Annotated in this window: 14 protein-coding genes; 11 read left to right on the top strand and 3 right to left on the bottom strand. The window is 47.6% G+C overall.

The window, feature by feature from the left end; all coding sequences use genetic code 11:
* Window positions 1-89 precede the first annotated feature (89 nt).
* Window positions 90-2,816: a glycoside hydrolase family 78 protein gene (locus tag KVT36_RS28520; RefSeq protein ID WP_217606845.1), complete on the top strand. Its 2,727-nt coding sequence runs from the start codon at window positions 90-92 to the stop codon at window positions 2,814-2,816.
* A 90-nt stretch (window positions 2,817-2,906) separates the two neighbouring features.
* On the opposite strand, the gene KVT36_RS28515 is transcribed toward KVT36_RS28520, so the two are convergent.
* Window positions 2,907-3,233, bottom strand: coding sequence for a hypothetical protein (locus KVT36_RS28515; RefSeq protein ID WP_217606844.1), 327 nt, complete (start codon window positions 3,231-3,233; stop codon window positions 2,907-2,909).
* A gap of 127 nt (window positions 3,234-3,360) precedes the next feature.
* Here KVT36_RS28515 and map point away from each other — a divergent pair, with 127 nt between their 5' ends.
* On the top strand, window positions 3,361-4,116 hold the full coding sequence (gene map / locus KVT36_RS28510) for a type I methionyl aminopeptidase (RefSeq protein ID WP_217606843.1): 756 nt from the start codon (window positions 3,361-3,363) through the stop codon (window positions 4,114-4,116).
* Here map and KVT36_RS28505 read toward each other — a convergent pair.
* Window positions 4,103-5,161, bottom strand: a complete 1,059-nt coding sequence (locus KVT36_RS28505; RefSeq protein ID WP_217606842.1) for a cytochrome P450 — start codon at window positions 5,159-5,161, stop codon at window positions 4,103-4,105. The genes map and KVT36_RS28505 overlap by 14 nt on opposite strands.
* Window positions 5,162-5,300: 139 nt before the next feature.
* Between KVT36_RS28505 and KVT36_RS28500 the strand changes: the two genes are divergently transcribed.
* Window positions 5,301-6,686, top strand: a complete 1,386-nt coding sequence (locus KVT36_RS28500; RefSeq protein WP_217606841.1) for a M20/M25/M40 family metallo-hydrolase — start codon at window positions 5,301-5,303, stop codon at window positions 6,684-6,686.
* Window positions 6,687-6,693: 7 nt separating this feature from the next.
* On the opposite strand, the gene KVT36_RS28495 is transcribed toward KVT36_RS28500, so the two are convergent.
* Complete coding sequence (locus KVT36_RS28495; protein ID WP_217606840.1) at window positions 6,694-7,356, bottom strand: hypothetical protein; 663 nt, start codon at window positions 7,354-7,356, stop codon at window positions 6,694-6,696.
* Between the two features lie 355 nt (window positions 7,357-7,711).
* Between KVT36_RS28495 and KVT36_RS28490 the strand changes: the two genes are divergently transcribed.
* From KVT36_RS28490 to KVT36_RS28455, 8 genes are all read left to right on the top strand, one after another.
* Window positions 7,712-8,776: a taurine catabolism dioxygenase TauD gene (locus KVT36_RS28490; RefSeq protein ID WP_254640236.1), complete on the top strand. Its 1,065-nt coding sequence runs from the start codon at window positions 7,712-7,714 to the stop codon at window positions 8,774-8,776.
* A 100-nt stretch (window positions 8,777-8,876) separates the two neighbouring features.
* Entirely contained in the window at window positions 8,877-10,406 is a 1,530-nt protein-coding gene (locus KVT36_RS28485; RefSeq protein WP_217606838.1) for an aspartate aminotransferase family protein, read from the top strand.
* Window positions 10,407-10,412: 6 nt separating this feature from the next.
* Window positions 10,413-12,230, top strand: coding sequence for an IucA/IucC family siderophore biosynthesis protein (locus KVT36_RS28480; protein WP_217606837.1), 1,818 nt, complete (start codon window positions 10,413-10,415; stop codon window positions 12,228-12,230).
* Window positions 12,231-12,246: 16 nt separating this feature from the next.
* Window positions 12,247-14,070, top strand: coding sequence for an IucA/IucC family siderophore biosynthesis protein (locus tag KVT36_RS28475; protein ID WP_217606836.1), 1,824 nt, complete (start codon window positions 12,247-12,249; stop codon window positions 14,068-14,070).
* On the top strand, window positions 14,067-14,867 hold the full coding sequence (locus KVT36_RS28470; RefSeq protein ID WP_217606835.1) for a creatininase family protein: 801 nt from the start codon (window positions 14,067-14,069) through the stop codon (window positions 14,865-14,867). Before KVT36_RS28475 ends, KVT36_RS28470 begins: the two co-directional genes overlap by 4 nt.
* 1 nt (window position 14,868) lies before the next feature.
* On the top strand, window positions 14,869-16,143 hold the full coding sequence (locus KVT36_RS28465) for a GNAT family N-acetyltransferase (protein WP_217606834.1): 1,275 nt from the start codon (window positions 14,869-14,871) through the stop codon (window positions 16,141-16,143).
* 1 nt (window position 16,144) lies between these two features.
* Window positions 16,145-17,479, top strand: a complete 1,335-nt coding sequence (locus tag KVT36_RS28460; RefSeq protein ID WP_217606833.1) for a lysine N(6)-hydroxylase/L-ornithine N(5)-oxygenase family protein — start codon at window positions 16,145-16,147, stop codon at window positions 17,477-17,479.
* Window positions 17,480-17,495: 16 nt separating this feature from the next.
* A complete protein-coding gene (locus tag KVT36_RS28455; RefSeq protein ID WP_217606832.1) occupies window positions 17,496-18,902 on the top strand; it encodes an MATE family efflux transporter in 1,407 nt (468 codons plus the stop codon).
* Window positions 18,903-18,906: the final 4 nt, after the last annotated feature.

Genomic DNA, 18,906 nt, shown 5'->3' with positions numbered 1-18,906 from the left:
TGCTTCCTCTTACTTTTGTGGGACAGTATAGGATACTTTTACAGGGGCGTGTAGGATATTTGTAAATACGTCCATAATATTATAACTGCATGAAAAAGATCCACGTTTTTGCCGCCATAACAGGCGCCGCATTACTCTTTTCCTATACCGGCTTTTCACAGGTTAAAGTGCAGGAGCTGCGCTGTGAAAATCTGAACAATCCTGTTGGCCTGGATGTACTGCAGCCACGCTTCAGCTGGCAATTAGCTACCACCCAGCGGAATGTATTACAAACCGCTTATGAATTAAAGATCTCCAAAAACAATACGGTGGTATGGAGCAGCGGAAAAGTGAACAGCGATTCTTCCGTACACGTAGCGTACAAAGGCCAGGCCCTGGAGCCGGATACCCGCTACAGCTGGCAGGTACGGGTATGGGATAATAAAGGTAAAACCTCCGGTTGGAGTGCACCTGCCTACTGGCAAACCGGGTTGCTGAATGCCGGTAGCTGGAAAGCACAATGGATCACTTCCGGTTTGCCGGGCGACAGTGCCGGCGGCATTGCTCCTTTTTTTCGCAAAACGTTTAGTACCGCTAAAAAAGTACAGTCGGCCATTGCTTATATAACTGCGCACGGATTATATGAAGCGCAGCTGAATGGCAAGCGGGTGGGAGATGCTTTCCTGACCCCGGGCTGGACCAGCTATAACAAGCATCTTACTTATCAAACCTATGATGTTACCCCGCTGCTGCAAAGCGGCAAAAATACTATTGGGGTAATACTCGGCAGCGGCTGGTACCGTGGCCCGCTTACCTGGAGTAAGCTGAAAAATTATTATGGTAAGGATGCGGCTTTGTTGTTCCAGCTGAATATTCATTACACAGATGGTACTACGGAAACCGTAGTATCTGATAACTCCTGGAAAGCAGCTACGGGTGGCATTGTATCATCTGAGATCTATGATGGGGAAGTGTTTGATGCCCGCCTGCAAAAAACAGGCTGGGCCGGCGCGGACTTTGACGACAGCCAATGGGCAGCAGTTAAGATCAAAGATGCACCGCTTAATAATCTTTCCGCTTCCTATAATGAGCTGATAAAAAAACATGAAACCTTTGCACCCGTCAAAGTTATTACCACACCCAAAGGCGACCAGGTGCTGGATTTTGGGCAAAACCTGGTAGTCTGGGTGCAGGTAAAAGTAAAAGGCAAAGCAGGCGACACGGTTAAGGTAGCGCATATAGAAGTACTGGATAAAAAAGGGGAGCCTTATTATGAAAACCTCCGTTCCGCCAGGGCGGAAGATATGTTCATACTGAAAGGTGATGGCACGGAAGTGTTTGAGCCGCATTTTACGTTCCATGGTTTCCGTTATATCCGTGTAAAAGGCATTAACGGACCTTTGAACCCGGCTGATTTTACTGCCGTGGCATTGTATTCTGACATGCCTTTAACCGGGGAGTTCAGCTGTTCTGATCCGCTGGTGAACCAGCTGCAGCACAACATCCGCTGGGGCCAGCAGGGCAACTTCCTGGATGTGCCTACGGATTGCCCTCAGCGTGATGAACGTTTGGGCTGGACCGGCGATGCAGCCATGTTTTCCCGCACCGCCACCTTTAACCGCCAGGTGAATAACTTTTTTGCCAAATGGTTAAAAGACGTGGCTTTTGACCAGGCATCCAACGGGGCTGTGCCGTTTGTTATACCTAACCTAACATCGGTGTTCCCGGATCCCGTGGGCGCTACCGGCTGGTCTGATGCTGCTACCATTGTTCCCTGGAACACTTATTTAGCGTACGGGGATGCCCGTTTGATCGAAGAACAATATCCCAGCATGAAAGCCTGGGTAGGTTATATTGAAAAGGCCGCCAAAAATGACCTGTGGAATACCGGCTTCCAGTTTGGCGACTGGCTCTCTTACCGCGCAGAGGAGAATGATGCTTTTAACGCGGTATCGGCCATAACAGACAGCCGCCTGGTGGCGCAGTGTTTCTGGGCCAACTCCACGCAGATCATGATCAATGCTGCTAAGCTATTGGGTAAAACAGAGGATGTAAACCATTACACAGAACAGCTGCGCCGCATTAAAGCTGCTTTTCTAAAGGAGTATGTAACACCCAACGGCAGGCTGGTATCCAGCACGCAAACCGCCTATGTGCTAACCTTATATTTTGATATGCTGCCTGAAGCCATGCGCCCGCGTATTGTAGATGAGCTGGTGGAGAATATTAAACATTATCATAACCACCTCACCACCGGCTTTTTGGGTACGCCTTTCCTGTGTCATGTATTAAGCCGTTTCGGGCAAACAGAGGTAGCATATAAGCTGCTGCTGCAAAAAACATATCCGTCGTGGTTATACCCGGTAAAAATGGGCGCTACCACCATCTGGGAGCGTTGGGATTCCATGAAACCCGACAGCACTTTCCAGGATCCCGGCATGACCTCCTTTAACCACTACGCCTACGGCGCTATTGGCGACTGGATGTACCGTACCATGGCAGGCCTGGATACGTATGAAGATGCGCCGGGTTACAAACATATTAAAGTACAGCCGCACCCTGGTGGTGGTATTACCAGCGCCAATGCAAGCTTAAAAACCTATTACGGCGCAGCAGCTGCCGGCTGGAAAATAAGCGATGGGAAAATTTTACTGAATGTAGAGGTACCGGCCAACACTACCGCTACCATTTACATACCGGGCAGCAGCGCGGAAAACATCCAGGAAGGCGGGCAAGCTCTTTCATCCCAGAAAGATATAAAGGTAAGCGGCACGGAAGCGGGGTATGTGGTGGTAAATGTAGGCTCCGGCAAATATGCGTTCACGGGCGCTTTTTGATCTGTATAAATGTTTTGATATTTTAATAAAAAGGGCTGTACCGGTAAATGGTACAGCCCTTGAAATTATAACAACTAAAACCAGATCTTTTTATCGTTGCTGTTGCTGTGCATCATGTTTCTGGCGCTTAATGGCGCGGCTGTTGCGGTTTTCCCCGCGTTTCAGCTGGCGCTTTTCCTGGCCGGTTACAACACCGTCTGCCTTAGCTTCTTTTTTATTCTGCTGTAATTTAGCTTCCCTTGTTTCCAGGTGTTTTGTTTCCCTTGCAGTTAGCTCGCCGGACTTAACGCCGCCGGCTATACGTTCCTGTTGATTTACCTGGCGTTTGGTAACGCGGGGTGTGGCGGTTTGCGCATTGGATATATAACTGATGGCCATGCAGGCTACAAAAGCGCTAGTAAAAATAATACGTTTCATACGCATATAGTTTTTAAGGTGTATGTAGAATAGACTGCGTATAATGCCCATGGTTTAACAGATACTGAAAATGAAATTGCGCTCAGCGTATAACCGCCTGATCCTAAATAATTCGTAAATTTGAATTATGTCAATTACATCCAATACAGAGCTTGAAGGCATTAAGAAGGTAAGTGAAGCCGTGGGCACGGTGCTGCGGCAAATGCGGGAATACGCGCAACCGGGTATGACTACCAGCGCGTTAGATGAATATGGCGGGCAGCTGCTGCAGGCTGCAGGTGTAAAGTCTGCTCCTAAATTAACCTATGGCTTTCCCGGCTGGACCTGCATTAGTGTGAACAACGAGGTAGCGCACGGCATACCCTCCAACCGCATACTGCAGGAGGGCGACCTGGTGAATGTGGATGTTTCCGGTGAGCTGGATGGTTACTGGGCAGATAATGGCGGCTCTTTTATATTAGGTGAGGACCTGCACAGCCATGCTCCATTGGTAAATGCTTCCAAACAAATATTACATAAAGCCATTCAGCATATTAAAGGCGGCGTTAAGATCGCTGAAATTGGCAGGTTAATAGAAACAGAAGCCAAGAAAGCGGGATACCGTGTAATTAAAAACCTGGTAGGCCATGGCGTGGGCAGAAGCCTGCATGAAGCGCCTAAGGAAATTCCCTGTTTTTACGACCGCTTTAACCTGGACCGTTTCAGGAAGAATGGTATTGTAGCTATTGAAACTTTCATCTCCACCCGCGCTACCTACGCATATAACAAAGGTGATGGCTGGACGCTGGTTACCAACGACGGCAGTTTTGTGGCCCAGCATGAACACACCATTATGATCACAGATGGCCAGCCGGTTATTTTAACGCAGGCTAACGGGATCTGAGTGAAAGATAAATGCTTAGGGGCAATCTTGCATTCATTACCGCTTCATAGGTTATAGGCGCACCTGTTAGCGCCATGGCTTTATACTCCGAAAAAAGATATTGCAGTGCAGTAGCCGCTAAGAACACAGTAAAATGGTTGGCTATGCACGCATGTGCCCCGCTGCCAAAGGTGAGATAGCTGTTATTGTTTGCTCTCAGGGGATTGAATGTACAGGGGTCTGAAAACTGCTGTGGATCCCGGTTAGCAGCAGCTAACACCACCAACACGGTTTGCCCTTTTTGCAGGGTACAGTTTTCCAGCGTCAGATCTTCCTGTAATATTCTCCGGGTGGTATGAATGGGTGTATCCAGCCGCAGTGCTTCTGTTACCAATGCGGGGAATGGCAGGTGTAACCATTGTTTGTTATGGAGTAATTGTAATAAGGCATTACTTAACACCCCGCGGCCTGCATCATAGGCCTGTATCAATAATCCAATCAGATTGCTTATCATACCTGCCCCGGGCGGTACATATTTAGCCGCTATTTCATAGATATGGTTAATCACCGAGGGCTGTGTAAGGGTATCATGAGGCAGCATCAGCTGTGTAAGCAGGGGCATATTATCCAGGATGAAAACACCGTCATCATCTGTAACCCCCAATCCCTTTAATAAATAAAGCACCGGTAATTTTTTACAAACCGCCTGCACCCAGTCTGTTTCTGTTTTATTATCCAGCAGCATTTGCATTAATGCAGGGATGTTTACGGGGTACAATTGCCGGTACAGCTGTAAGGCAGCTTCCCGTGCAGATGTATGTTGCGGTGTATTGCTTAAGCGTGCCAGCTGGCTGCGGATAAGGTTTGCCACCGGCGCATTGCTTACAACAGGCAGGGGCGGTATCCAGGCGCTGCTGCTGTCTAATATTGTTTTGCAGGCAGCGTAGCTGTATACCGCCCAAATGCCGTTGTGTGCATCCCAATAAACAGGATTATTGGTTTGCTGTTGTGTATAGATGGCGAAAGGATCGGCAATTTCAGATTGCAGGAACAACGCGTGTTTCATATTGCAAGGTTACAACCTGCTGCAAAAAAATACTTCAGCGTACAATGAAATATGGTTGCAGCTGTTATTGTGCTATGAATTTTTGGGGATACTACCCTATATTAGTGAACCACTTTATCAACGATCTAATAATAAGCATATGAAATACGCCCTCATAACTGTTTTACTGGCAGTAAGCGCTGGTGCTGCAAAAGCACAATCACCGGTTATTATACAACAAGACCCTGAAATAGCGCAAATGGTGCAGGAAGTGTCTGCGGATTCCCTGCAGGCGTATGTACAGGCCATGGTATCCTATGATACCCGCAGCACGCTGAGCACGCAGAAAGAGGTTAAACGCGGTATAGGCGCAGCCAGGAACTGGGTGTTAAGTAAGTTCAACCAGTTTGCCACGCAATCCGGCGGGCGTTTAACAGCCTATATAGATACCATTACGTATATGCCTGACGGTAAGCGGGTGGATGCGCCGATAAACCTGGGTAATGTAATGGGTGTTTTAAAAGGAACAGATCCAAATGATAAACGTATATTCCTTATCAGCGGTCACCTGGACAGCCGCCGTACAGATGTAATGGACCGTACAGGCACTGCGCCAGGCGCCAATGATGATGCCAGCGGTTGTGCCGCCGTAATAGAATGTGCGCGGGTAATGAGCCGCCATGCTTTTCCAGCCACGGTGATCTTTGTAACCGTAAGTGGCGAAGAGCAGGGGCTGCTGGGCGCACACTTTTTAGCGGACAAGGCCCGCAAACAACACTGGGATATTGAGGCTATGCTGAATAATGATATTGTAGGCAGCAATAACAGCAACGAAACCAACATTATTAATAATACGCAGATCCGCGTGTTCAGCGAAGGGCTGCCTTATAAAACAGATTCCGCTACTGCTGCCGCCATCCGGCAAATGGGCCTGGAAAATGATGGTAAGGCCCGGCAGCTGGCCCGCTATGTAAAAGAAACCGGCGAGCGGTATGTGGCTAACCTGGAGGTAGTGCTGATCTACCGTAACGACCGTTTTCTGCGCGGCGGGGATCATTCCCCTTTTGTAGAGAATGGATATGCTGCCGTACGGTTTACAGAAATGAATGAGAACTTTTACCATCAGCACCAGGACCTGCGCACTGAAAATGGTATTGAGTATGGCGACCTGGTAAAGTTCATGGACTTTGAATACCTGCGCAAGAATGCCGCCATGAACCTGTCGAACCTTGCAAACCTGGCCAAGGCGCCGTCTATGCCGGAAGAGGTATTGGTAGATGTAGCGGGCTTGGGTAATGCTACCACGCTACATTGGAAAGCGCCGTTGAATGGAAAAGTAAAAGGTTACTATGTAATGATGCGGGAATCCAGCAGCGCAGTATGGCAAAAGAAATTTTTTACTGCTGATACGAACATTAAGCTCCCTTACTCAAAAGATAATTACTTTTTTGCCGTACAATCTGTAGGCGAAGCGGGGAATGAAAGCCTGCCCGTAGTACCCAAAGTGGCCGGCCGCCGGAGTGTACCGGTAAAACCGGCTAAGTAGTATAACGCTAATTCGTAATTGAAAGATTCATATACACCGCGTGTGCAGAATCTATCTTGTCCTCATAATTAGGTATGGGAACGGAATCTTTCTCCATTGTTACACTCCAGTAATCTGCTATTCTTACCTTTTTAAGCAGCGGATACGCTTTAACATACAGCTCCTGGTCATTTTTGCGCCGGGTGCCTATCACAACCCCATAGATCCTGAAATCAAAAGTGCCTTTTCTTTCTCCTATACCATCTGATTTGCGGGAGGCGTAGCGTGTAACCGTTGCATATGGAGCCATCTCAGAATAAACCTCCCTTTCAATTCCCTTGTCGTCGCGGGTATAGTGGGGAAGAATACCGTTACTAAACTGCCAGCCGTAACCTTTATCAATATCAGTATAGTAAAAGGGATGATGAAATTGCATGGTATCCAGGCCATATAATTTTATAGAATCCTGCGGCATATAGGCGGCCTTCATTATTAATGTTTCCTTTTTTTCAGGCAGCAGGTCTATGTTTTCTGCAGTATCCACTGTGTTAACAGGTACATATTTATCGGGCAGCGCTGTTAATACAGGCACATCCGGCACTTTATATACTTCTTCTTCCTTTTTATTATTTACACACGAGCAAAGTACAAACAACGATAACAGATATACGTTTTTTTTAATTACTGACATACGCTACGCTTTATGGTTTCCCTGTCTGATAAAGATATTAAATCTGCCGGTATCTTATTATAAGATAACAGTCATTTAATGCGCGTATCAATTTCCTCTTTGCGTAAATTGTTTTCCGCTTTCGATCAAAAGCCTACATCCGGAAGCTGCACATTTGCATTAACCTAATGATACAGCATATAGCTGTACACACAAACATTATCTTTTTTAAAACCAGAAAACCCGAAGTAACCAGACCTCATAGTTTACCTAAAAAATTTTTAGTACCATGGAACCCAGGATAGAGACGCTTCCCAGGATTGGCACCAGTATGCAGGCATATTCAGCAACAACGTATCCTGCTATTTCTCCACCTATGCAACCGTTAATTATTGATGTTACCGATGAAGAAAGAATGGAGATCACTTACATTGGTAAAAAGCTAAAACGGAAATACCAGGACTACGAGAACCCTGAATTTATTTCCACTTTACATTTGAACGCATTTAAATTATTACCGGAACGTATTGCACGTATTTTAAGCAGTTTTGGAACCGATTTTACTGCGCAGCAATACGGCGCTATTGTGCTAAGAGGGCTAATAGAAATTGGACAGGAAGAGCTGGGTCCAACGCCGCCTTCCTGGCAGGAAACAGACTATAATAAGATAGTGGAGTATGGGTTTATTTCTTCTTTATTACATGGTGCGGTTCCCTCTAAACCGGTGGAATATTTTGCGCAGCGTAAAGGCGGTGGTTTAATGCATGCCATTATTCCAGATGAAAAAATGATGCACACACAAACCGGCTCCGGTTCCAGGACCGATCTGTTTGTACATACGGAAGATGCTTTTCTGTACAATGCGGCCGACTTTTTAAGCTTTCTGTTCTTGCGCAATGAGGAACGGGTACCCTCTATGTTATACTCTATCCGCTCCCATGGCAAGCCTAATGATGTTATGAAAGAGCTGTTCAGGCCCATCTACAAATGCCCCAAGGATGCTAATTATGACCAGGATGACGCTACCGGCGAAGAAACCCGCACAGCAGTATTATATGGTAATGAGGACGCGCCTTTTATGCGTTTTGATGCAGCAGAGCAGATCTATAATGTAAATGCAGACCAGGCGCCGGAAGCCCTGGAGAATTTAAAACGTTTCTGGGAAGAAGCAAAGGGATTGATCTATAATGAATTTATTCCCGAAGCAGGCGACCTGATATTTGTAAATAACCATTTATGCGCACATGGCCGTAATGCTTTCCTGGCGGGGTTCCGAGAGGAGTACGGCCAGATGGTGAAATGTGAGCGCAGGCTCATGCTGCGTATGATGAGTAAAACCAGCTTAATTAATATCCGGTCTGTTACGCACCCGGAAAATCCCTACCTCATTATGGAAGAACATTATGGTAAAGTGTATCATTCCGCATTAGCGAATATGTAATAATACACACACGCCATACTACCCCTTTCCAGGACCGTGATACACGGCCCTGAGCCCAACGTTTTTTTAAATGGAACCATTATAAAAATTAATGCATTATATGAGCAACACAATGTATGCTGAACTCCCGCAATCCGGACCGGATATTTTAACCAGGGAAAAGGAAACCTATCCTGATATTTTTCATGAAGGCGCAGCTGCTGAATACAGCAAAGCCATTACCGGTGCACATGACCTGGTAGTGAATTTCCTGCACAGGAACCGCAAACCTTTCAGCGGTATACCTGCTGCAGAGCTGAAGGCCGCTTTTGCAGCCATTGATTTTGATACGCCCCTGCCTGATTATGTAAGCCTGCTGCAGGAAGTGCAGGAGCTGTATGTAAAACATGCTACGGCCTTTCACCTGCCGGAATATATTGCGCACCTGAACTGCCCCGTGGTAATACCAGCCATAGGTGCAGAGGTATTGATTGCCGCCATTAACTCCTCACAGGATACCTGGGATCAGAGCGCAGGCGGCACGCTCATGGAGCAAAAGCTCATCAGCTGGACCTGTAATGAAATAGGGTTCGGGAAAGAGGCTGATGGGGTGTTCACTGCCGGTGGTTCGCAAAGTAACCTCATGGGCCTTTTGCTGGCAAGGGATTATTACGCTACCGAATACACGCAGCATAATATTAAAAAAGCGGGGTTACCGGCTGAGGCCTCCCGCTACCGCATTTTTGTCTCGGAAAAAGCGCATTTCAGCAATCATAAAAATGCCGCTTTACTGGGCCTGGGAGAACAATCGCTGGTGGAAATAAAAACAGATGAACGTTTCCGCATGAATGCCCTGCTGCTGCAGGATGCCATTGAACGGGAGATCAGCCAGGGCAACATACCCATTGCTATTGTAGCTACTGCCGGCACTACGGATTTCGGTAACCTGGATCCGCTGGCAGAAATTGGCCGTATAGCCACCAGATACAGGCTCTGGTATCATATAGATGCTGCTTATGGCTGCGGGCTGCTGCTTACGGAAAAATACCGTTCCCTGCTGAATGGTATGGAGCTGGCGCATTCTGTTACTATTGATTATCATAAATCATTTTTTCAGCCCATTAGCAGCAGCGCATTTATTGTAAGGGATAAAAAGTACCTGCAGTTACTGCGTATGCACGTGGATTATTTAAATCCCAAGGATGAGGATTATGATGATCTGAACCAGATCAATAAATCCGTAACCCAAAGCACCCGCCGTTTTGATGCGTTGAAATTGTGGTTCACCCTGCGTTTGATGGGCAAGCAAAAGTTGGGCGCTTATACAGAAACTATTATTGAAACAGCAGAAAAGGCTGCAGAAGTAATTTCGCTGGATACTGACCTGGAGCTGCTAAGCTATTCAGACATTGGTGTGATCCTGTTCCGTTATGCACCGGAAAATTATAAGGGCAGTGACCTGAGTGAGCTCAATCAATACATTAAAAAGGCGCTGTTTAACAGCGGTGAAGTATTGGTAGCCAGCACGCGGGTGAATGGCGACTTTTACCTGAAGTTCACTATGCTGAATCCCCTTACCACGCTGGATCATATCCGCCACATCCTGAAGCTGATCAAACAACATGGCGCAGCCTCTCACCAAAAAAACTAATTGCACATGCTACAGGAATCATTGAAAATAGCTGCGGAGGATGCAGTAGCGCACCTGGATCCGGCCACCTGGGCCCAGGTGAACCGCTTACATCTGAAAAAGATCATTGCGGAATTTGCACACGAGCTGCTGATAGAACCGCAGCTGGAATATATTCATAAAGGCTGGCAGTATTATGTTCTGTCGCCAGCAAAGGCCATCAGTTACCGCTTTCGTGCAAAGATCCTAAGCCTGGATCATTGGTATATAGATACTAACTCCATTGAAAAGTATGTGGATAGTAAACCCGCACCGCTGGAAGCCGTAAGCTTTATTATAGAGTATAGTGAAAAGCTGGGTTTTGATCCGGAGCTGCTGCCTACTTATTTGGAAGAGATCATCAGCACCTTGTATGGCAGCGCCTACATGCACACTTACAACACGCTTACAGCAGAAGCGCTTACACGGGCAGATTACCAGGAAGTGGAACATTCCATGATGGCCGGTCACCCCTGTTTTGTAGCCAATAACGGGCGCATAGGATATGACACGGTTGATTACCGCCGTTACGCGCCGGAAGCAGCCAGCCCCTTTGCGGTGATATGGCTGGCCGGACATATAAGCAGAACAGAATTCACCGCTATAGCGCCGCTGGATTACCAGCAGGTAATGGAACGGGAGCTGGATAGAGCTACCCGTGCGGTCTTCAGCCAAATACTGACAGCAAAAGGCCTGGACCCTGCACAGTATTTATTCTTTCCCACGCACCCCTGGCAATGGTATAACAAGCTGGCCAGCATTTTTGCACCGGACATAGCTGCCAATTACCTGGTATGCCTGGGATATGGAGCAGATACGTATTTGCCCCAGCAATCTGTTCGTACGCTCTTTAACGTGAGTACGCCTGAACGGTTTTATGTAAAATCGGCGCTGTCTATCCTGAACATGGGTTTCATGCGTGGCTTATCGCCTTATTACATGCGCACTACACCTGCCATTAATGAATGGGTGAGCGACCTGGTAAATGGTGACGCTTACCTGCAGGAAAAAGGTTTTACCATGTTAAGAGAGGCAGCCACCATGGGTTACACCAACCGGTATTTTGAGACGGCTATTAAAACAGAAAGCGCGTATAAGAAAATGCTGGCTACCCTTTGGCGGGAAAGCCCCATGACCAAGCTGCAGCCCGGCCAGCGCTTAATGACCATGGCGGCATTGCTACATATTGATGCGCAGGGGCAGGCTTTACTGCCGGTGCTCATTCAATCATCCGGGCTGGATATTACTACCTGGCTGCAGCATTACCTGCAATGTTACCTGAGCCCTCTGCTGCATTGCTTTTACTATTATGATCTGCGCTTTATGCCGCATGGGGAGAATGTGATACTGGTGCTGGAGAACAATGTACCGGTAAGCGCCATCATGAAGGATATAGCAGAAGAAGTAGCCATTGTGAACAGTAACCTGGAGCTGCCGGACCATGTAAAACGCATTGTAATACCGGTACCGGAAGAGCTGAAGATCCTGTCCATCTTTACACAGATCTTCGATTGTTTTTTCCGCTTTGTATCACACGTACTGGTGGAGCATGCAGATTACCCGGAAGAAAAATTCTGGGAGCTGGCAGCAGACTGTATCCTGGACTACCAGCAGCGGCACCCGGAGCTGGAAGAAAAGTTCCGGCGTAGCGATCTGTTTGCGGACGAGATCATTAAAACCTGCCTGAACCGCCTGCAGATCCGCAATAACCAGCGGATGATACAGCCGAACAACCCGTTCAAAAGCCAGCAGTTTGCAGGGACATTTAAAAACCCTTTGGCAGTATTTAAAACAAGTGTGCTTTAAACTAAACATCAATATCATGTCTTATTCAATAGATCCCCGGGAAGCAGTGGCCCACCTGCAACCGGCTGTCTGGGAAAAGGTGAACCGCCTGCAGCTCCGGAAAATGATCGCGGAGTTTGCCCATGAGCAGATCATTCAGCCTGCATTTGAGTATGCAAAAGAAGGGTGGAATTATTATGCGCTGGCTGCAGAAAGTATAAAAGTGGTATATCATTTCCGCGCAAAAATTTTGCAGCTCCGGCATTGGTATATTGATATGCCCTCTATAAAAAAATTGATCGATGGCGCGCCTGCACCTTTGGATGCGCTGGCTTTCATAGTGGAATTTAATGAACAGATGAACATGGACCCGGCACTGCTGCCGGTGTATATGGAAGAAGTAAGCGCTACGCTGTATGGCAGCGCTTACATCCATACACAGGAGGGGCCTTCCGCTGAATACCTTGCCACGGCGGGTTACCAGGAAGTAGAGCATGCCATGACGGGGCATCCCCGTTTTGTAGCTAACAATGGGCGTATAGGTTTTGATGCTACAGACTATAAAAGTTTTGCGCCGGAAGCAGCTACGCCATTTCCTTTAATATGGCTGGCCGGCCGCCGGGATTGTACGGAATTTACCAGCATAGACCCGCTTACCTATGAGCAGGTGCAGCAGCAGGAGCTGGGCGCTGAAAAAGTAGCCGCCTTTAATGTTATACTTACCGGGAAAGCATTGGATCCGGCGCAATATATTTTTATGCCGGTGCATCCCTGGCAATGGTTTAATAAGCTGGCCGGCATTTTTGCACCGGATATTGCCGCCCATAAGCTGGTGTATCTGGGTTACGGGGATGATGAGTATTTGCCCCAGCAGTCTATCCGCACTTTTTTTAACGTAGATCAGCCACAGAAGTTCTATGTAAAAACCGCGCTGTCTATTTTAAACATGGGTTATGTACGGGGATTGTCGCCCTACTTTATGCGTACCACGCCGGTAATTAATGAATGGGTGCATACGCTGGTAGAAGGAGATGCCTATTTGCAGGAAACAGGTTTTTGTACCCTGCGGGAAATAGCCACCACGGGTTATTCCAACCATATTTATGAGCAGGCCACCAAAACAGATAACCCCTATAAAAAAATGCTGGCGGCCTTGTGGCGTGAAAGCCCTCTGCCGAAAGTGCAGCCGGGCCAGCGCCTGATGACCATGGCCGCGCTGCTGCATGCGGATGTAAATGGCAATGCCTTACTCCCGGAACTGATCCGCAGCTCCGGTAAGGATACAGATACCTGGCTGCGCCAATATTTCTATTGTTATATGAGCCCCTTGCTGCATTGCTTTTATAAGTACGATATGGTATTTATGCCACATGGGGAAAACCTTATACTGGTGCTGGAAAATAATGTACCGGTAAGGACCATCATGAAAGACATTGGAGAGGAAGTATCTGTTATGAATGCAGATACCGTACTACCGGAAGCGGCTAAACGCCTGCTGGTACCGGTGGCTGAAGAAGCGCGCACACTGCCAATTTTTACCCAGGTATTTGATTCCATTTTCCGTTTCATCTCCGCCATTTTGGTAGAGCATGCAGATTACCCGGAAGCCCGTTTCTGGGAGCTGGTTGCGGAAACAATATTACAGTACCAGCAGGCGCACCCGGAACTGGCGGCAAAGTTTAAACGCGACGATCTGTTTGTGCCGCAGTTTAGCCCGGATGCGCTGAATAAAATGCAGATCAGCAATAACCGGCAGCTGCGCAACCGCGCTAATCCTTTTGAGGTGCATGCTGTGGGCGTTTTACAAAACCCGGTGGCTGCTTTTAAAACCAAACTGCGCCCGCAACTGGAAATAATATGAGAAAGCTAATCAGTTTTTGCCTGCTGGCCGTATTAGTGTGCAGCCGGCTGCATGCGCAGCAGCAGCAGCTGTTTATAGAAGATCTGACCTCGCGGGAACTGGCCGCAAAGATCCGTGCCGGTGCACAAACGGTATTGATCTTCAGCGGAGGCACAGAGGCATCCGGCCCGCACCTGGTATTGGGCAAGCATAATTACCGGGTGCGCCGGTATGCCGCGCAGATTGCAGATAGTTTAGGGAATACGCTGATAGCGCCTATACTGCCCTTTGCGCCTAATCACCCGGTGCTGGAACGTTTCCCGGGAACTATTTCCCTGAGCGATCAAACATTTACCAGCGTGCATGAAGACCTGGTGCGCAGCATGGTAATGGCCGGTTTCCGGCACATAGTATTGCTCAGCGATCATTTCAACAGCCAGCAGCCTTTAAAAATACTGGCTGCCCGCTTAGACAGCATGCTGCAGCCAACAGGTGTACGCGTATTTTTTTCCAGTGATGGTTATGCAAAAGCAAGAACGCAAATAGAAGCCATGATTGCCGCCAAGGGCCAGGTGCCCGGCGGGCATGGAGGTTTGTGGGATGCTGCAGAAACCTGGGCCGCCACACCTGCAGCTGTCAGAACCGCTTACTTCGCCAGCGGTGATACTACCAAAGGTGGTAATGGGCCCCTGGATGCTGCCGGTGTTTCCGGCGATCCCTGTATGGCTACACCTGAGCAGGGACAGCTATTTGGCAAGCTGCGTGTGCAGCTGGCAGTAGCTGAAATACGTGCATGGTTAATTAAAATAAAAAATTAAAATGGAGATACAGGTTATTAGTCCGCCAATAACGCAAACACCAAGTGAAAAAATTTCAGCGCTGCTTCATTACTGCTGCCTGGAGCTCAATAACAGTAGCTGTTATGGCGGTATGCCAAAGTATGATGCACCGCTGGCTGCATTCTATAAAACTACCGGTTATGCATTACACCTGCGTCTGGACTTTTCATCCATTGGGCTGGAAGTGTTTGTACCCCTGCAATATTTTTCAGAAAGCGGGTATCATGTTTTTGATCTTCCTGCGGCAGAAAGAGAGATAGCTACAGGGATAATAAAAGTGATAGATGCAGATGGCCTGGCTGCTATTATTGAACGTTATGCACCGGCTTTGAATGCAATGCACATAGATCCGTTGCCGGATGTGCCCCGGGGGATGCCTGATCCTATAGCCTGGTTTGAAAGCTATTTGCAGCAAAACCTGCCATTGCTAACAGCACAGGCAGAAGAATTTATACTGCATCAGCTAATGCCGGTAATAGGCACGCTGGGTTATCATTACCAGGCAGATGAAATTTATTTAATTCAGCTGGCGTATAGATTTTTTGAAGCAGAGGGCACTGATGTAATTAAACAGCTGTTATCCAATAATAAGCTGGGAAATACGCCTAACCCTTTACACAAACACTTTTTTTCCAGGGCGCTCATTAACCCAACAGGAACAGGCACGGTATACAGCCGCTATTTTCCCAAAGAAAATATAACGGTAAGCATACGCCCGTTTGATGTAGACCGTGACCTGGAAATGGTACACGAGTGGTTTAACCGGGAGCATGCTAAAAAGATCTGGAAAATGGACTGGTCCTTACAGCAGCTGGAAACCTACTACCGTACTATGTTGCCGGGCAATGCCGCCCATAGCTACATTGGTGAAATAAATGGCGAGCCAACGTACAATTTTGAAGTGTACTGGGTTGTGCGCGATATGCTGGCTGACTACTATCCCGCATTGCCTACTGATTATGGCACGCACCAGTTTATTGCGCCTACTGATCCCAGGAAAAAATTTGCTTCCCCATCCACGCAATCCATGCTGGATTTTGTATTTGCACAACCACAGGTAGGCAAAATGGTGGGTGAAGGATCGGTTGAATCCCTGGCAGCTATTATGAACAAAGCGCATGTAGGATTCAGGATAGAGAAAGTGATTGAGCTGCCGCATAAAAAAGCTAACCTGAATTTCTGCTACCGGGAATGGTATTGGGCCAAATTCCCCGAGGCGCAGCACATTACCCCACAAACTGAAAAACAAATCTAAAATGAATAAACAACAGGTATATCATCTCATCGGCATTGGCATTGGTCCTTTTAACCTTGGGCTGGCTGCATTGTTACACCCCGTTAAAAGCGTGCATGCTGTTTTCTTTGACCAGGGCGATGTGTTTGACTGGCATCCCGGTTTAATGTTAGACAATGCTACATTGCAAACCCCGTTCATGGGCACAGACCTGGTTACCATGGCCGATCCTACCAGCCATTTCAGCTGGCTGAATTTCCTGAAGCAAACAAACCGGCTGTACCCCTTCTTTATCCGGGAAAGTTTTTACATGCTGCGTAAGGAGTATAACCAGTATTGCAAGTGGGTTATTGAGCAATTACCCTCCTGCCGGTTTTCGCATAAAGTAGTATCAGTAACTTATAACAATGAGCTGTATGAAGTAAGTGTGCAAAACACTAAAACCGGCCAGGCAGCTACTTATTATGCGGAAAGGCTGGTGCTGGGCACCGGTACCCAGCCTTATGTACCGGCATTTGTGAACAGGACGGTGTTGCCGAACGTGATCCACACATCGGAATATTTATCCAACAAAGCCAATATTTTAAAACAAGGGGCGCTTACTGTTATTGGTTCCGGACAAAGCGCTGCGGAAATTTTTCACGACCTGCTGCCGGAAACCAGGAACGGTTTTCAGCTGGACTGGATCACCCGGGCAGAAAGATTTTACCCGATGGAGTACTCCAAGCTCACACTGGAGCTGACCTCCCCGGAGTATGTGGATTATTTTTACAACATGCCGCCGGAAAAACGCCGCAAGATCTTATCGGCACAGAACCCATTGTTTAAAGGCATTAATTATGACCTCATCAACGAAATTTTTGATACCCTGTATGAAATGAGTGTGGGCGGGCAAACCTTAAATGTGCAGCTGAAAACCTGCAGTGAGCTAAACAGCATTACAGCCGGTACCGGGTCACATGCTTACGCGTTACAATTTACACAGATACAGCAGCAGCTGCCCTTTACACACCATACCAATGCGGTGGTGCTGGCTACCGGTTATAAGTACAATGAGCCCGCATTTATACAGGGCATTCATGAGCGCATACGCCGTATGCCGGATAACTTGCCGGATGTGCATCGTAACTATACCATTGATATTAATAACAGCGAGATCTTTGTTCAGAACGTGGAGCTGCACACTCATGGCTTTGTAACGCCCGACCTGGGTATGGGCGCTTACCGCAATTCCCGCATCATTAATACCATAACCGGTAAAGAGATCTACAAGGTAGAGGAACGTATTGCTTACCAGGAATTTGGCGTGGCTGCTGCAAAAGCGCCTGTAGAACAGCTGGTGCAGGAACATTTTTAACGTTAAACAATCACTCATGAACGCCGTGCTTTTCAGAGCCCGCTCTATATTTAACTTATTGAAACATGCCATTGCCGGCACTGAAAAAGATTTTACTTCCGGTAGTGTGAACCGCGCTACGTTTTTATTATCCGTGCCTACTATGCTGGAGCTGGCCATGGAATCACTGTTTGTGATGGTGGACCTGCTGTTTGTAAGCAGCCTGGGAGAAAGGGCTATTACTATTGTAGGCATTACCAATTCTGTGATTATCATTTTCCATTCTGTAGCAATGGGTTTAAGCATTGCAGCTACGGCCATTATATCCAGGCGGGTAGGAGAAAAGAAACCGCAAACCGCTGGCTTGGCCGCTATGCAGGCTATTTACATGGGCATAACACTTTCCGTATTATTTAGTGTGCTGGCTATGTGCTTTAACAAAGGCATCCTGCAGCTGGCAGGCGCTTCACCGGCGCTGGTGGTGGAAGGCGACCTGTTTTCCCGTATTATGTTTGGCTGTATCATTTTTGTGGTGATGCGTGTATTGCTGAACGGCGTGTTCCGCGGGGCCGGTAATGCGGCCATGGCTATGCGCACGCTGATGTTGTCCAATGCGGTGAATGCCGTGTTATGCGCTATCCTGATCTTAGGAGCAGGGCCTATACCTGCTTTCGGTTTGCTGGGCGCCGCTATGGCCACCGGTATTGCCAACTGCATAGGTGTGGGCTACCAATGCTGGTATTTTGCCACGCAGGAAAAAAGGATTGTGATCGGCAAAAAACAATTGATGCTGGTGCCGGACATTATTAAACGGCTGTTAAAGCTGGCAGCTTCCGGTACGGTACAATACCTGGTGCCTTCATCCAGCCGTTTTCTGATGATCATTATTGTAGCAAAGCTGGGGGAGAGTGTGCTGGCCGGTTACATTGTGGCTAACCGTATTATTATGTTCACCGTATTACCGGCATGGGGTATTGCCAATGCAGCTGGTGTGCTAACCGGGCAAAACCTGGGTGCAGGCCAGCCGGAAAGGGCAGAGCAATCTGTGTGGAAAACCGGCACTTTTAACATGTTCTTCCTGGGCGCCATTGCCCTGGTATTATTACTGGCCGGGGAAAACATTGTGCATTTATTTACCCGGGAAACCATTGTTGCACAAAATGCAGCGCTGTACCTGCGTTATATGGCCATTGCCTATTTTTTCTTTGGGTATACCATGGTCATTTCCCGCTCCCTGAACGCAGCCGGTTCCGTGCACATAGTAACCTTACTGTATGTGCTGATGTTCTACATCACACAGCTGCCGCTGGCTTACTTGCTGGGCCTGCATTACAGCTGGGGTGCACAAGGCATTTTTATTGCCATCCTGGTTTCAGAGCTGGTATTGGCCGCCGCCTGTATCACTGTTTTTAAAAGAGGTAACTGGAAAAAAGTAAAAATATAATTCA

This window comes from Chitinophaga sp. GbtcB8 (genome assembly GCF_019091455.1).
GTDB lineage: Bacteria > Bacteroidota > Bacteroidia > Chitinophagales > Chitinophagaceae > Chitinophaga.
The sequence above is the reverse complement of the archived record's forward strand: the minus strand, read 5'-3'. Positions and strand labels throughout refer to the sequence as shown.

What these genes read in the sequence shown, in the direction of transcription:
- KVT36_RS28520 (WP_217606845.1), top strand. Translation starts at nt 90, where the DNA reads ATGAAAAAGATCCACGTTTTTGCCGCCATAACAGGCGCCGCATTACTC.
- KVT36_RS28515 (WP_217606844.1), bottom strand. Translation starts at nt 3,233, where the DNA reads ATGAAACGTATTATTTTTACTAGCGCTTTTGTAGCCTGCATGGCCATC.
- KVT36_RS28470 (WP_217606835.1), top strand. Translation starts at nt 14,067, where the DNA reads ATGAGAAAGCTAATCAGTTTTTGCCTGCTGGCCGTATTAGTGTGCAGC.
- KVT36_RS28495 (WP_217606840.1), bottom strand. Translation starts at nt 7,356, where the DNA reads ATGTCAGTAATTAAAAAAAACGTATATCTGTTATCGTTGTTTGTACTT.
- KVT36_RS28500 (WP_217606841.1), top strand. Translation starts at nt 5,301, where the DNA reads ATGAAATACGCCCTCATAACTGTTTTACTGGCAGTAAGCGCTGGTGCT.
- KVT36_RS28460 (WP_217606833.1), top strand. Translation starts at nt 16,145, where the DNA reads ATGAATAAACAACAGGTATATCATCTCATCGGCATTGGCATTGGTCCT.
- KVT36_RS28490 (WP_254640236.1), top strand. Translation starts at nt 7,712, where the DNA reads ATGCAACCGTTAATTATTGATGTTACCGATGAAGAAAGAATGGAGATC.
- KVT36_RS28505 (WP_217606842.1), bottom strand. Translation starts at nt 5,161, where the DNA reads ATGAAACACGCGTTGTTCCTGCAATCTGAAATTGCCGATCCTTTCGCC.
- KVT36_RS28480 (WP_217606837.1), top strand. Translation starts at nt 10,413, where the DNA reads ATGCTACAGGAATCATTGAAAATAGCTGCGGAGGATGCAGTAGCGCAC.
- KVT36_RS28465 (WP_217606834.1), top strand. Translation starts at nt 14,869, where the DNA reads ATGGAGATACAGGTTATTAGTCCGCCAATAACGCAAACACCAAGTGAA.
- KVT36_RS28475 (WP_217606836.1), top strand. Translation starts at nt 12,247, where the DNA reads ATGTCTTATTCAATAGATCCCCGGGAAGCAGTGGCCCACCTGCAACCG.
- map (WP_217606843.1), top strand. Translation starts at nt 3,361, where the DNA reads ATGTCAATTACATCCAATACAGAGCTTGAAGGCATTAAGAAGGTAAGT.
- KVT36_RS28485 (WP_217606838.1), top strand. Translation starts at nt 8,877, where the DNA reads ATGAGCAACACAATGTATGCTGAACTCCCGCAATCCGGACCGGATATT.
- KVT36_RS28455 (WP_217606832.1), top strand. Translation starts at nt 17,496, where the DNA reads ATGAACGCCGTGCTTTTCAGAGCCCGCTCTATATTTAACTTATTGAAA.